This window comes from Arthrobacter sp. StoSoilA2 (assembly GCF_019977195.1).
Lineage (GTDB): Bacteria > Actinomycetota > Actinomycetes > Actinomycetales > Micrococcaceae > Arthrobacter.
The window spans coordinates 1261043-1276350 of sequence record NZ_AP024643.1 but is presented as its reverse complement, the minus strand read 5'-3'; the positions used below and the strand labels follow the sequence as shown (position 1 = coordinate 1276350).

The 15308-nt window shown below is 58.0% G+C and carries 10 protein-coding genes; 4 read left to right on the top strand and 6 right to left on the bottom strand.

Features of this window, described 5'->3' with window-relative positions:
- The first annotated feature begins 1334 nt into the window (after nt 1-1334).
- The gene (locus tag LDN82_RS05920; RefSeq protein WP_224166718.1) at nt 1335-2624 is read left to right on the top strand and encodes a S1 family peptidase; all 1290 of its coding nucleotides are present in this window, start codon (nt 1335-1337) and stop codon (nt 2622-2624) included.
- Nucleotides 2625-3130: 506 nt separating this feature from the next.
- Here the strand turns inward: LDN82_RS05920 and LDN82_RS05915 are convergent.
- Nucleotides 3131-3742 carry a dihydrofolate reductase family protein gene (locus LDN82_RS05915; RefSeq protein ID WP_224166717.1) on the bottom strand — a complete coding sequence of 204 codons (612 nt, stop codon included), beginning with the start codon at nt 3740-3742 and terminating at the stop codon, nt 3131-3133.
- A gap of 164 nt (nt 3743-3906) precedes the next feature.
- Nucleotides 3907-5298: an APC family permease gene (locus LDN82_RS05910; protein WP_224166716.1), complete on the bottom strand. Its 1392-nt coding sequence runs from the start codon at nt 5296-5298 to the stop codon at nt 3907-3909.
- A 246-nt stretch (nt 5299-5544) separates the two neighbouring features.
- Here LDN82_RS05910 and LDN82_RS05905 point away from each other — a divergent pair, with 246 nt between their 5' ends.
- The 3 genes from LDN82_RS05905 to LDN82_RS05895 are packed head-to-tail and all read left to right on the top strand — an operon-like array spanning nt 5545 to nt 7800.
- On the top strand, nt 5545-6144 hold the full coding sequence (locus LDN82_RS05905) for a hypothetical protein (RefSeq protein WP_346347111.1): 600 nt from the start codon (nt 5545-5547) through the stop codon (nt 6142-6144).
- Nucleotides 6083-6703 (top strand): RNA polymerase sigma factor, encoded by a 621-nt coding sequence (locus tag LDN82_RS05900; RefSeq protein ID WP_346347116.1) that lies wholly within the window; start codon nt 6083-6085, stop codon nt 6701-6703. The genes LDN82_RS05905 and LDN82_RS05900 overlap by 62 nt, the downstream gene beginning before the upstream one ends.
- A complete protein-coding gene (locus tag LDN82_RS05895) occupies nt 6700-7800 on the top strand; it encodes a hypothetical protein (RefSeq protein ID WP_224166715.1) in 1101 nt (366 codons plus the stop codon). Before LDN82_RS05900 ends, LDN82_RS05895 begins: the two co-directional genes overlap by 4 nt.
- Nucleotides 7801-7838: 38 nt before the next feature.
- Here LDN82_RS05895 and LDN82_RS05890 read toward each other — a convergent pair whose 3' ends face one another.
- The 4 genes from LDN82_RS05890 to LDN82_RS05875 form a co-directional block, all read right to left on the bottom strand.
- Nucleotides 7839-8453, bottom strand: coding sequence for a dihydrofolate reductase family protein (locus LDN82_RS05890; protein ID WP_224166714.1), 615 nt, complete (start codon nt 8451-8453; stop codon nt 7839-7841).
- A 1060-nt stretch (nt 8454-9513) separates the two neighbouring features.
- Nucleotides 9514-10131 (bottom strand): hypothetical protein, encoded by a 618-nt coding sequence (locus LDN82_RS05885; RefSeq protein WP_224166713.1) that lies wholly within the window; start codon nt 10129-10131, stop codon nt 9514-9516.
- Nucleotides 10132-10842: 711 nt separating this feature from the next.
- On the bottom strand, nt 10843-12033 hold the full coding sequence (locus LDN82_RS05880) for an McrC family protein (RefSeq protein ID WP_224166712.1): 1191 nt from the start codon (nt 12031-12033) through the stop codon (nt 10843-10845).
- A gap of 65 nt (nt 12034-12098) precedes the next feature.
- Nucleotides 12099-15050, bottom strand: coding sequence for an AAA family ATPase (locus tag LDN82_RS05875; protein WP_224166711.1), 2952 nt, complete (start codon nt 15048-15050; stop codon nt 12099-12101).
- Between the last annotated feature and the right edge of the window lie 258 nt (nt 15051-15308).

Below are 15308 nucleotides of genomic sequence, written 5' to 3'. Positions count from 1 at the left end.
TTCCCACGACCAAGGAGGATCCGATACACCCGAAGGTCCCAATTTTTTTGACAACAACCGTTTCGCTGCTGGACTTCGTATTGGACCTCCTCACTATTTCGTCGCGGATCAGCTTCGGTGCACTGGTCGCGTTCTCGTTATCAATCTCTAGCGATCAAGCGAGATTAGGCTACGCGCTGCAGCATAGCTTGATGATCAACGGCCCGGTTGTCCGTCCGGGACGCTCCGGGTCCGTCCCAAGCCAGCCGAGAAAATTCTTTCCGTAAATCACGACAGAAACATGCCCCCAAGACCACTCTTCATATGTCAGACCAGCTGCCGAGCAAGTCGGACAGCCAAGAAGGACTACGTTTACGGATGGCATCATGATTTAGAAATGCAGATCAGTAATCGCGATGCCGTTCGTATCCCCACGACTCGATGTTGCGGACCCGAATCCCCGTAGGGCAAGAAATCGGGCATAATTACGAAACATTTCGGGAACACATTTCCGAAGTGATCAAAGCAAGTTAAAGAATTCCGCACGCACGAATGCATTTTAATCAGCAATCTTTGTAAGTTGCATCGATTATGCCGCTGGTATTCTTGCATTATGTTCGAATCAGCAGTAATCTGCGAGGACCAACAGCCCTCACATTAGTGAGGTCTGCAAAGCTCAATACTCATCGAAATCTTGATGGGCACAATGCTTGATCAAACATTCAGCTTGGGGAGGAACCATGGGGAACCGCCGAATGCTCGGAAGCATCCTTCTTCTCGCACTCGCAGCACTGGCAGCATCCTCTTGCGGAACTGGTGGATCACCGGAATCACTTCCGAATCAGTCCTCAGTATCGCAACTCCCTTCGACTGAATGCATGAAATTCCTGCCTGATGCGCCTTGCGGGAAGTTTAGAAGTACCGCTGGAACTGCTGCCGGAGAACCCATTTTCTGGGTGTCCGGAGGGGAAATAACAGCGCAATTGGACCGAGTCGGCGAGGACACCTATCTGACTGCCGTCCTTCCATGTGGACCCGTAAACGCTGCCGTCACGATGAACGGTTCGGATATGGTTCTGTCAGGGAAGATGGTTGTCGGAGCTTCCGGCTGTGTTGACGCCGCAAAGGATGAGCAACGAAGCTGGGCCCTGAACCTTCTCCAGAAGGGTGTTCAGCTCAATTACACGAACGGTGTATTGAGATGGACGAGCGGCTCGGACTCAATAACATTCGGTGCAATCTAGCTTGTTTAAACCCCTCGGCATTCTGCCGCCATCACGCTTCGCTCTACCTTGGAGTGATTCGTTACGCACGTGTCGATGAAACATCGACACAAGAGCATACGAGGGAATTCAGTGATCAAGAAATCATGGCCTATAGCGGCAAGTTCCTTGCTGCTGCTGCTCGGTATTGCCGGCCCAGCCGCGGCAGCGTCAGACTCACCCATTACTCCTCCTGGCGAGAGTGCCATTGAGGAATACGCAAAGAGTGTCGGGGTGGACTTTCTGGACAACCAGAAAAAGCTCTCTGAATTCAAATACTGGATCACGCAGCTTCCTGGAATCTATGATGCCGGCTATGTTGAACAAGTCAATAACGCGAAGATGCTGTCTGTGAAAGCTCTATGGAAGGGTGCTTCCCCGCTCCGCGAGACTGTAGCCACCGAAGGAAGGGTGCGGGGAATCACTGTGACATTCTCCGAGCGTCCGTACTCGATGCTGGAAATCAATTCGGCGACAGAGGCGTTGATGAGGAACGACAAAGCCTTTGAACCGCTGGGATTTAGGATTGCATCTATCGGTGGGATCGGTGACGACGCCGGGCAAATCGCGATACGCGGATACGCGCTGAAGAGTGAAGACAATTTGCTCACTTCGTCTGAGCGGACGGCAGTCGAGAAGGCAGCGCGCGAAATCACCAAGTTGCCCATTGAAGTTATCGATGGTGTCCAATCACGCCCGGCCACGAGAATGAATGACTATAGTCCATTCAACTCTGGCGCGTACTTGATCAACGCCAATGGCATGGCGTGTTCGACAGGGTTCGCTTTGAAGGGTACTACCGGACCAGGGAACTGGACCAGTACCGCACGCCATTGTGATGGCACGAGCTGGTGGTATGCGCGCGACAACTCCGGATCATCGGCCGGGATGCAGTGGCGGGATTCTCCAGACGGCCAGGCTGCACTGCTTTCAGCAGACGGCAGCATGCAGATGTTCGATGGGGCGTGGAACAACACGGCAGGGTACTCGAAGCCGGTCGCTGGATTCCATGATCTGTCCCTTGGTGACTACGTCTGTACGAGTGGCGGGAACTCGGGGGTCCATTGCAATATCGGTATCACGTATCTCAACTTCTCTTGGAACGACGGGTACGGTTACGCCTCTCAAATGGAAGGCTATCAAGCTACAGACGGTCAGTGGGCCGCAATCCAAGGTGACAGCGTCGGGCCAGTACTTGTTCCTTACGGTAACGGCAGCGTCGGAGCCGCAGGAATGATCCAGGCGGTCGCTGGCACCTTGTTCAACAATGGCAAGTGCGGAAGTGTTCGGGATGGAGGCGCGAACCTCTGCAGTCGATACGTTTGGTTCACCTCTACGCGCACGATTGCAAACAGCCTGGGAATGAACCTGGTGACCTGGTAGTTGCGGCACACTTCGCAGTAGCGGGGAATTCTTGAAGGTCTAGTTCCCATCCTGGCCTTCACGTTGCACCCGCGGCCAACCGCAGACAGAAAGCCCCATCTGGAACATCCGGGTGGGGCTTTTGGTTGGTACGGATTGGAATTTGGCCCACCACCACGTTTCGCTCGAGTCAGCGGGGGAGCGTCGTTAGATGGGGTTGGGGCTCAGGGGCACCGGAAAGTGGGAGCCGCTTCGCTCTAGCTGATGGTGGAATGTAAAGGGCCTTCTTGCCCATGCCCGGCTTGGATAGTGGACGCCAAATGCGGGTGAGGATCGGCTCCAACGGCCTGGTAATAATAGCCTGGGCGAAGAATTCTTGGGGACGCATGAATTTGGCGGATGCAGTCGTGGAGACTGCCAATAGCCTGATCGATAGGCAGACTTGGGACGCGGCATTTTCGGGCGCAGGAGGGCCCGTGGAGGTGTTTGAGAAGAGCAACCCCACCGACTGAACCCCTGAAGAAGGTTCATTGCTCGGTCATATCCCCCACCCCCGGCGTCCCCTCAACCAGCGCGTACCGCTGCATCACGGCACCCTTTGGCGAGGCAACCACCGGCTCAATGAGTTGAAGGTTCGTCGGTATGACACCATCGGCGAACACCTTTTTCCCGCGGCCCAGGAGGATTGGATACACCCACAGATTGAGCCGGTCGAAGAGCCGCTCCGCGAACAGGGTCTGCACAAAGTCCAGGCTGCCGATCACGTGAATGTTCTCGTGTTTGCCGCGCAGCTCGTGCAGGGAAGCCGCCACATCGGGACCAAGCTGTGAGGAACCATCCCACTCGAGGTTCAGCGACTGACGCGAGGCCACGTACTTCGGTATGCGGTTGAACAACCGCGCGATTCCATTGTCCTGGTGGGGCCAGTACGAAGCGAAGATGTCGTAGGTCCGGCGCCCGAGCAGCACCGCGTCCATCCCAACCATCCCGGATTCGATCTGTTCGCCCACCACATCATCAATCAGAGGCGCCTGCCAGCCGCCGAACTCGAAACCGCCTTCCGGATCTTCCTCAGGGCCACCGGGCGCCTGCGCGACGCCGTCGAGCGTGGTGAACAGGTCAATATGGATCAGTCCCATTTCAGGTTCCTTCCCTGCTGCCCGTCGTCACCCCGGCGACAGGATCATGTCGAGGCTTCCACACGAACCCCCGCGTGGCAATGGTCACCAGGGAAGAACGACGACGGCGACAGCACCTTGCGCTGTCACCGTCGCCGACGACGGGGCTGAGCTACGGAAGCCCTCTACGCTTCCTTCAAATCAAGCTGAGGTGCTGGCCGCCGGAACCCGCGGGTGAGGATGGCGAGGTAGACGAGGCCCACGCCAGCCCATGCGAGCCCAAACTTGAAGGACAATCCGCTCAGGCTCGTCCACAACCAGATGGTCAACGCGAAGCCGATTCCCGGCAGTATCAGGTTGTAGATCACTCCCCTGGTGCCGCGGTCCTTCCGGTCAAAGTAGTAGTGCTTGATGACCGACAGGTTGACGATGGAGAACGCGACCAGCGCTCCGAAGCTGATGAGCGAGGAGATGGTCAACAGGTCGAGCACGAAGGCCAGCAGTGAGACGCCCGATGTGATCAGAATCGGAAGAACGGGCGTTTGGAATCGAGCATGAAGCCTTCCCAAAGCTGGCGGGAACACGCCGCTGCGGCCCATGGAGTGGATGATGCGTGAGACCGAAGCCTGCGAGGTGAGCGCCGATCCGAGGCTGCCCGCGACATAGGCAGCCGTGAAGAAGGCGACGAGCAGCTCCCCACCTGCCTTGCCGATGACCTCGATGGCAGCGGAGTCCACATCGTTGAAGCTGCTGACCGGAAGAACCAGGTGGCTGATGTAAGCCAGACCGAGGAAGATGACGCCGGCCAGGATGGTGGTCAGCATGATGGCCTTGGGCAGGTTGCGCTTCGGGTCCTTGGTCTCCTCCGCGAAGGTCGAAACGGCGTCGAACCCGAGGTACGAAAGGCAAAGGATGGCAGAGCCGGCGAAGATCGGGGAGAGACCTTCGGCGCCCTCGGCCCCGGTGAAGGGAGCCATCAAGTCCAGGTTCCCTGCACCCGTGATGGAAGAGAGGCCAAGGGCGCCGAATAGAACGATGAAGAGCGCTTGGAGTCCCACCACCACGAAATTCGCCTTCGCGATCGCCGTGATTCCGAGGACGTTCAGTACCGTCACGGCGGCGATGGAGACAATCATGAACACCCAGGCAGGGATAGCCGGGAAGGCAGCCTCCATATAGATGCCGATGAGCAGGTAGTTGATCATCGGCAGCAACAGGTAGTCGAGCAGGAGCGACCAGCCGGCCATGAATCCCAAGCCGGCGCCGAACGACCGCGTCGCATACGTGTAAGCGGAACCACCGAACGGGAACGCCTGCGACATCCGACCATATGAGCGTGCCGTGAACAGCATGACCACGAGCGTCACGGCGTAGGCTGCCGATAGTCGCCCACCCGTGAGTTCCACGACGATGCCGTAGGTGCTGAAGATCGTCAGGGGCACCATGTAAACCAAGCCCAGCAACACCAGCGACGGAACACCGAGAACGCGGCGCCAACCCTGGTTTACGGTCTGAGCCGAAGTTGGCCCCACAGGCTTCTCGCCTGCCGGTGCATCTGTTTCAAATGTGGGGGTCATGGGGATCCTAAGTCGTCATGCTGGATTACTAACGAAGCTTCGGCCTTGCCGAAACTTCCTAGCTGAGACTGGACCTACGGGGTTCCCGCGATCCTGAGGTGCTGGATTGGCTCGAGCTCTACGGTTAAGGGCACGAGTATCACGCTAGAAATGAATAGCGTTCATTTATTGTGGCGGTGAGCCGGCTCACAGTCAATATGTGAAGGAGTGAAGGACCAGTCGGGCTTTGCAACAATCCCTATCGCGGTGCCGGGCACACAAGATCTCGAAGGCCATGGCCGCGGCATGCACCTCCACGGCCGCCTGGAAAACATCGACGACGGCGACGTCACCTTCAGCGACGACCTCCCCGAACGCCTCGCAACAGTCGAATCCAGCTTCAACCAACGCATGCGGAAAGCCATCGACGCCTACATCGCAGCCGCAGGGATCGACGCAGAACAACAGCCTCCAACACCGGAGGACGACTGGCTGCCCTCGGAACCAGCGCGCCTGAACCTGGCCCAAGCAAACATCACGTCCATCCTGTGGGCCACCGGATACAAACTCGATCTGTCCTTCATCGACATCCCAGTGCTGGACGAATGGGGCTACCCAAAGCACACGGCAGGGGTCACCGAACAACCCGGCCTGTACGCCGTGGGGCTTCCGTGGCTGACGCGGCACTACTCGTCGATACTCGGCGGCGTCGGGCTGGCCGCGGAGTACGTGGCGGGCAAAATGGCCCAACTTGGAAGACCTGGCTTTCCGGGAACCATTTCCCGAGCTGCGGACACTACATGGCATGAGGCAAATGGGGGAATCCGATCAAGACCTGTGGCAAGAGTGCGTCGCAGGCAACGCTGACGCATTCGGTGCCCTATTCGACCGGCATGCAGACGCGGTCTTCCGGTACTGCCTGAGCCGCTGCGGTTCATGGCACGATGCAGAAGAACTCGCGTCAATCACCTTTCTGGAGGCATGGCGGCAACGGAACAGGCTAAAGCTGGAACGGGATAGTGTCTTGCCTTGGCTTCTTGGGGTCGCAACAAACGCGAACCGCAACCGCGCCAGGGCAGCCAAACGGCATGCCGCTTTTCTTGCCAGGCTGCCGCACTCGGATTCACGTCATGGAGAACACGAAGCTGACCATGCGGAAGCGATCGCCACAAGACTCGACGCCGAACGCTCCGTTCGTGACTTGCTGGCCACGACGGCGGGACTAAGCGACGGCGAACGCGACGTAGTGATCCTGTGCCTACTGAACGGAATCGGTCAGGACGAAGCCGCAACAACACTAGGCATCCGCGCCGGGACGGTGAAGTCAAGACTTCACCGCGCCCGGGTGAAGCTGACCGCCTTTAGACGGTCAAAAGAGCGCATCGAACAAACCGACATCAAGATCGTTGAAACGAGACTGTCATGAACCTGTCTGAAGTGACTTATCCGAAGGACACCAAAAGCCGCGTCCAGATCCTTCTCGTCGAGGAAGCGAACCGGACATCCCGGTCCGCTCGTAACTGGCTAGAAATCACCGGGATCCGGGCCAGAACACTGCAGCCCCTCGGGGCCGACGCCCAAGATAGAAGTTCCGCCTCACGCGCCGAAAGCAACGGCGAAGCCCAAGCGCAACAGCTCTCGCAGCCGAAGAGGATAATCCGGAGGACAATCCTTGTCTCCGCAGCGGCAGCCGTGCTGGCTGGTGGTCTCGTGGCATCCGACGTGATTCATCTTGGAGGAAACACCATTCCGGCAACGGCTCATGCTGCTGAGCTGTTGAACAGGGCAGCCGACTCCGTCATTGCAACGACGGATCCGGCGGTTGGTCCGGGGCAGTACTTAAGGCTCGATATGGCCGAATCAACAATCGCTTACTCCGAAAGCGGTCTCACGTGGACCGCGCGCTCCGACAACCAACTCTTTGTTCCGTACGACCGGAACGGTGAATGGGTCCTTAATCTTGGTCCTCTTGAGCCAGCTGAGTACTTCGGCGCCGCCACCAAGGAAAAAATAGAAAACTACTATAGGTCCAAAGGGCTCCAAAGCCCTGAGCCCGGTCGACAACTACGCGGTCTGGGAGGCAGCGTCGTTTTCAGCGCGAATTCTGTGACATTTGGGAATCTGAGCCCAACGGAGGAAGCGACCATTCCGAGGGAGCCTGCAGCCTTGGTGGATTGGATCAAGGCCGAGATCAAAGGCACCGACGCCAGCGTTTGGAGCTTCATTGCAGGTCAGTTGGCCACCGGAGTCGTGCCGGCCGAGTGGAGGGCGGCGCTCTACCGGGCCGCAGCCCTCGTTCCCGGCGCCATCGTCACGGAACAGCAGATCACATTGGATGGCCGCTCCGGGACAGCCGTCGGCAGAACCGAGGATGGGGTGCGCACGGACGTCATCCTTGACCCGGCCAGCGGGCTGTTCATCGGCATGCGCGCGGTCAACGAAACAGGAAACTCAAGCGTCCCCGCCGGCACCACCACAGCTTGGACTTCCGTCCGAACATCAGTCGTAGACTCTATCGATTGACTGTTACCCGGTCCTAGGTGGGGCGCATGAGCGGAGCCTTAATCGATTTCGGTCATATCCCCCACCCCAGGCGTCCCCTCAACCAGGGCGTACCGCTGCATCAACGCACCCTTTGGCGAGGCAACCACCGGCTCAATAAGTTGAAGGTTCGTCGGGACAACCCCACCGGCGAACACCTTCTTCCCACGGCCCAGAAGGATCGGATACACCCACAGATTGAGCCGGTCGAACAGCCGCTCAGCGAACAGGGTCTGCACAAAATCCAGGCTGCCGATCACGTGAATGTTCTCGTGCTGGTTGCGGAGCTCGCGCAGAGAAGCCACCACGTCAGGACCGAGCTGGGAGGAACCATCCCACTCAAGCTTCAGGGACTGGCGCGAGGCCACGTACTTCGGAATCCGGTTGAACAACTGCGCGATTCCACTGTCCTGGTGAGGCCAGTACGAAGCGAAGATGTCGTAGGTCCGGCGGCCGAGCAGCAGCGCGTCCATCCCCACCATCCCTGATTCGACCTGCTCGCCAACCGCATCGTCAAACAGAGGCGCCTGCCAGCCACCAAACTCGAAACCGCCCTCGGGATCTTCCTCAGGGCCGCCGGGCGCCTGCGCGACACCGTCGAGCGTGGTGAACAGGTCAATATGGATCAGTCCCATGTCGGATTCCTTCCCTGCTGCCCGTCGTCACCCCGGCGACAGGATCATGACGAGGCTTCCACACGAACCCCCGCGAGGCAATGGTCACCGGGGAACATCGACGACGACCTTACGTCCCGCTGTTGCGGCCGGCATGGGCCTTGAGCAGCAATAAATCCCCCTTCCTTCATATCAAGCTGAGGTGGTGGCTTCGCAACCGGCAAGTGAGGGCGGCGATCCAAAGGGCACCCCATTATCAGTCCCGGCCTGAGGATTAAGCACCGCACCTTGCAGTCGCAGCTTTGGCTTCATAGCACGAATAGATCCCGTACCAACTCAGCGCGTTCAAGCTGAAAGAACCAGCGAGCAAGCAGCCTATCGTCAGCAAATCGGTTACACAGTTGGTTAGAGCTACGAGAAGCCCCGCCACAAACAAAAGGACTACCGTCACCGTTAGCCACTGACGACTGGACCACCCACGAACACGCACGCCGGCCCCGTCATGCCACCAAAGACCTATGCGTCGTGTCATTGGCAGTTTCTGAGCAAAGACAAAATGCTTCATCGGGCTAGCTTTGCACCGACCGCCGACAATTCCTGGCTACGTCGCGTAGTCTGTGATTCCATGCTCTGGAGTCCGTCTTAATCACCCACCCTGTGACTGCGAGGGCCCAGCTCAGCACCGGATAGTCGGTAGACAAAATTCCGCAAAGGGCAAAATAATACCAACGCCCTATGTCTCTTCGCGGATGCCTAACACGGCGACGACCCCGAAGGTTTCCTACCCCCGCACCGCCGTAGAAGATCTGCTCGGGCGATACGCCGAAGTGTTCAGCGCTTCGGTCCATACCGACGTCGATGGCAACCCAACTGTCTGCAACGGCGGACGCCGCCTTCAGACTCGAAACATCACAGGGCAACGTGAAAGCCAAAACGTGGTCCTCACAACCGGTACCCACCACGTGCCCATCATGGCCGCCGAACTTTCCAAGGAAGTTCAGCCAGCTCCACACTCACGCTAATGGGTTTGCTGCAAACCAAGCGTCAAGCTCAAGCAACTACCAGGATCAGCACCCCGGTGTCACTGCTTAGCCCAATTTCCACATCCTTCGGTGTCAAACGTTTGACCAGCAGCAAGGGTAACCATCGGGAAGCCACCCTTGACGTAGAAATCATGGTCTATGTAGTCACTTCCGTTACTTCCTGTGCGCGTAATTACCCAAGAACAGCTGTCCGATACCTCCTGGGTTGTCCTGTAAACGCCAGGAACGATGTCCTTTCCGACGGTCCAGATACCTTCCTTGATCGTGTTTGCCTCAGCGCCACCTTCTGCTGCGGCGACAGCCTCCTCCCGAGCCTTTAGAGCCTCTTCTGCCTTCCGGACATTTTCCTCGCGCTGGGCCACCTTCGCCGACACGTCAGCTTCAAGCTCAATAGCCGTCGTTGGCTGAGCTGCCGCTTCAGCCTTTCTGGATCCGTCGACGCCCGCCGCGATTCCGCCGAGTAGCGCCGCGCTAATCCCAGCTGTTGTCATGCAGATGGCTGCGGTCCGTCCTGGCAAAGCCGCCCAAGACCGTCGTTTGAAAATTAACGAGTAGAGTCCCGTGAGAAAAGCAGCGAGCCCCAAGAAGATCAGAATTGACTCACCGTGGCCCAAACCTGCATCGACGACGGCAATAAGACCTAGAAATGAACCCATTATCCAAAAGGCGGGACCAAAATTTCCCTTAGATTCGTCGGGTCCGCTCCGGTGTCCAGGGTGTTGTGGTGGCGGTGGCCCGCCAAAACCGTGGAATGGGAGTGGTTGCATGTAGTTAGGCTGCGCCTGGGCGTCCTGCTGTCCCTCGAACGGCTGGGCACTGCCCGGTAGACCCGAGCGCGGTGGAAGGTCTGGGTCATGCGTCATCAATTCCCCCATAAAGTTTGCGAAAGCGTGTCGGTGTCGTCGAAAGGTTAGCACCGCGGCTCAGCGGTAAGCCCATTGGTCGTTGCTGGACTCGCTCATTCATCACACATGATTTCAAATAGTGGGCGGGTTCGGACATCATTCCGAAGACCGGTCATCAGTTGCCGAGAGGTTTTGACGGCCTCGAGTAACCAGGTGACCCTGCTTCAAGTTCACCTTGTTAATGGCTCTCGAGTCCGATGCCGATTTGGATGACTGAATACGATTCGAGCGGACAGGATAGTGTTATAGGCATGGCTGAATACCGGATGATCTGGGTGCGGGATTACGTAATGACCGGTCAAGGTGAGATGTTGGTGGACGTCCCTAATGCCACCCACGTTCTAAATGAGTGGTGCAATGCTGGTTATGAGGTGGTAGCCATGGTCCCCGGCACTAACGCCCAGACTCACACAGGCATGTTCATCGCGTTCCGTAAGGGCTAGCGGCAACGTAGTGCTGGAATCAGCGATGACCAGCCGTTCCTAGCCAGGATGCCTCCTCTGGATCACTCGTCCGGAACCAGCTTCCATACGCATTTGCCGCGAGCTCCTCCACCCGCGCTAATAACGCCTCCGGCTCCTGCGACAAATCCAGTGGGAATTCCACCACGGACACCCCCGTGTTCAAGATTCGGCGAACCCGAGCATCACCCCTCCCGGCGTAAACGAGCCAAGCGCGGGGCACTCGGAGAGCAGTACAGTACGCAAGCATCTGATAGTGATCCGCATTGGGATAGGCGCCGCTTGCTGAGGCCGCCTTGTACTTGGCATCGAAGATCATCGCCGGTCGTCCTTGGACGGAATGCACTACGTCCACAAACATCCGCACCCGGTCGCTGCTCCGAAAACCCGGTTCCGATTCGTCCATGAATGCTTCGTATTGCCACTCCGTCAGCCCTGGATAAGGCTCGAGCGCCTCCTTCAAGGCAGTGCCTACAAAGTCCTCAAATACAGTGGCCATATTTACTGCGAAAGAGGCAACCATGCGATGACCCACCCCGGCTTCCGCGGACATGGTCTGAAGGATGATTTCGGACAACCTCAGTGCCGGCACATAGTGGCCATTGATTCTGGATTCGGTCCAGGCTGGCAACACGGCCCCGTGATTCAAAGTAGAAACACCCTCAAGCTTCGAATCCAGGTGAGCAAGACGTCCCAGGAGCGCGTCCGGCAGCCGAGGAACCTGCATCATCATCCGAATCGCGGCCCGGAGAATCTGGTTCTCAGTTACGTCAGCTGTGTAGTCGTCGTATGTAACTTCGAGAGGCAGGAGCAGTCCAGGACGCCTGCTCATCTGGTCACCGACACGTATTCGGCCCTTCACCGTCCGTAGCGCCTCTTCCAGAGACACGTAACCGTTCAGTGGCCCACGTTCAAGCGCTCGTTCGCCGTGCCTCGCAAGCGACTCACCCAGTGCAGCAAAGAGATCGTCATCTTCAGCACCAATTACGTTGTCCGGACGAAAGCCTGGGTCCGCCGCATAACCCAGCAGAAATAGCAGCCGGCTGAGACCCACCTTTTCCTTGGGCTTCACTCGAACCAACAAGTCGTCGATCTGGACGGCCCCAACTTTCCCGGCGGGCAGAATGGTCCAAGCATCCCCATGCGCGGGCACGACGGAAACCAGGCCAGTGTCCCGCAGCGTGGCAGCCACCTCACGGTCCAGCTCGACTGGCTCCGAATAACCCTGCAACTCGTCGAGTACGATTTCTCTCGGCATCAGACGATAGCTTCGTCGCCAAATTCCAGCACAGACGAGTCCGGCGCGCTATCAGTGGGTCCGATGTCCAGGCGCGCTCTACGCCGTATGGTCTCAAGTCCGAACTTCTCACGAATCTTTTCCCGACTCAAACGCCCAAAGTACTGCTCCTCAAGCAAAGGCAACAACTCATATTTCCAGATCTCAGCCAGTCCTTGGTCCGTCTCAGCGTGCGGCTTCATGAAGTACGACGGCCCAATCATCAAGTCGCGGTTCGTGGCCTCGATCTCGCTGTTCAACGCATTCAAGAGTTCAGCCCGTAGGGCCGGCTTGCCTGTGGCCTCCAAGAAGCGCTCGAGCATCCCGGAGATCATGCCCTCCTGAGGATGCAACTCCACAAAGGCGAACCGTCGGCGAATGGCAGCGTCCACTAGGGCAATGGAGCGATCCGAGGTGTTCATCGTGCCGATGATGAAAAGATTTGGAGGCAAGACGAATGTCTGCTGTGGGTTGTACTGCAGATTGATGCCTTGGTCGCGATACTCCAGGAGGAAGTACAGCTCACCGAAGATCTTCGCCAGATTGCCCCGGTTCATCTCGTCGATGATCAGGAAATAGGGCTTGTCCCGGTTTCCGTCCAATGACGCCTCAGCGGCGATTCGCCGTAAAGGGCCAGGTTCGAGACTGAAGCCGACATTCGCGCCGTCGGACTTGGCCGGACGGTAGCCCTCGAAAAAATCCTCATACGCGTACGACGGATGGAACTGCACCGTCTTGACATGGTCTCCATGTTCCTCGCCCGCGAGAAACCGTGCGATTTTCCCCGCCAAGTACGTCTTACCAGTCCCTGGCGGACCGTAGAAAACGATCTGCTGCCGTGTCTGGAGCAGGCGAATAACTTCCTGTACGTCGTCGCGCTGAACATGCAGCTTGGTCGCGAGATCGGTGGTTGCCTCGCGCAGTTGAGGTACGACGGCGGCCTGCGGCAGTGGGGCCGGCACCGGTTCAGTGCCACTCAAGACCGGTTCGGCTTCGAACCACGCGGTAATGATCGAGAGACCATCGGTCAGGTCAACAACAGAACCTTGCTCCTCCAACAGCCGTGGCATCGGTGCCGGAAGGTCATCATTGGCGATGGGTTCCTGTCGCCAGGCCACCTGTCGCCGCAACCCGGATGTCTCGTCGTCGGCGTACTCCGCTTCGCCGGTAATGACGCCAAGGTAGAGGTTGCTTTCGAAGGCTGTGAGGACGAAATCGTCCACAGTCATCTGAGTGAGGAAACGGTAGAACTCCTGGGCCCGCACTTTGCGTTCGGCGTAGTCGATGTGCTGGTAGCCGGCATTTACTGCCGCCTGTATTTGGTCAAAGTTGCTCCCCTGGGCAGGAGAGCCGAGGTGTTGAGCTCTGAGAGAGACGAAGTCTTGGCCAAGCCAAGAGTCCACCATCGCGATGCCGCCTTGGTTCTGGCGAACAAGCCAAGCCCGTCGCCCGGCATCACCGCTCGAAGGCTGCCATTCGCTTAGGTACGGTTCGTCGTACCACTCGATAAATTCTTCAGAGTCTCCCTGCTGGGCCTTCCGGATGTTGAGAAGGTCCTTTGCAATCTCGATCTCCGTATCGCCCGTCGGCCCTCCGATGATTCCTGCGAAAGCATTCCGGATCTTGATCCTGTGGTCTCTGCTCACAACGGGCTGAAGAGTATCCGGCCATGCCAGAAACTCAATGCTGTAACGGATTGTGGGCCAGTCCTTGGGGACGGAATGTGTGAGGGCAATGAATGCCCAAGGGTCTTCCAGAGCCTTATCTATGAGGCTTTCTGGCTGCTCGGTCACATGTTCCACAAACCGGCTGAGCCAGCCCACGTGGTCAGCGACTTGAATGTTGAAGCCCACTCCTCCGTTGAAGGCACCCTTGGCTTGCAGTCCTTCGCGCAAGCCCTCAGGCAACTCAACATTGGCCTCCGGCACCCACGACAGGACCTTCTCGACGCGGGCGATCTTCGTCCCGGCCGTCACGTTTTCCAGGGGAAGGACTTGAAGATAAACCAGTTCCGCCGCCAGAAGGACGGTCTCCCTTGCGGCGCCGTCCAGCTGCCGCTCCAGCTTGGCCATAAAAGAGCCAGGACCGACGTCGGTGTTCGTGCTCCGACGAGCCAAATCCTCCGCCGCTTCCGACGTCCATGTGTAAGTCCGGCCATCCAAGGGCGAAGGTTCCCCACGAAGGCCAGCACTGATGATCCGTCGTGCCGGCGTTTCGAGGGGGAGTGCGCCGCTAAGCCCGTTGTTTACAGTCTCTATTTTGTCGCCCCTCCAAGACCGAAACGCTTGACTGTCAGGGATGCTCCACTCCTCCGTTGGATCTACCTTCAACACGGTCCACATCAGTCCCTGGGCATCCAATCGGTCGCGGACCTTGATTCCATGTTCGGGAGCCAGCCGGACGATTTCGTCGAGCGCTTCCAACAGAAGTTCATAACGGCGAGCGGGGTCTCCGCTGGCGCCTCTGTCGTCCCAGCCAACCAGTTTTAGAAACTTTTTGGCTGCTTGTGCCCTGTAGGGCGGGAAGTTGTAGGGATCCCGCCCCATCAGCAGCAGCGACGCGAAACCTATGATGCCGCCGACCGAAAATTGCTCGGGGTTGTACGGGCGAAGAGCAAGTGTGAAATCATCGATGTCCCGGGTATCCAAGTCGCCCTCCCACAGCAAGGCGATCACCCGCCACAGCTCACCTGGCTTTGTCCTGCCTAGGTCAACCAGCCGCATCATGAAATATTGATTCATCAACCCGGATGAAGAGATGTCCCGCCGAAGCGCTTCGAACCATTCCGGATCCCGTCCGAGGAAGGTCTCCCGGGTCCTTCGGAGCCGCTCGGCAACCGCAATCTTGTGGCTGTACTCGTCAGCATCCAGATCGACAGTCTTAGCGAACAGTGCGCCGAACTCCATGAATTGACGCCACTTGGAATCGCTCATGCCGCGTTCCTCCTATGCAGCAACAGAGATCCGCGTTCGACACAAAGGGACATCAGGTACTCCGTTTTCTGCTCATTCGATGCAACCACAGCCGCACCGTGGGCGTGGTCCTTGAGGAACATCGCTCAGGCGCTCACGGCCATCTACATATCTAGCACCACAAATGCGCGAATCCGCGGAGGACACAGGACCATTGGCAATATGACGGCTCAACCCGCTCCTCACGACGGCTCCGGTCGTGAAGTCCATCTCGTCGTC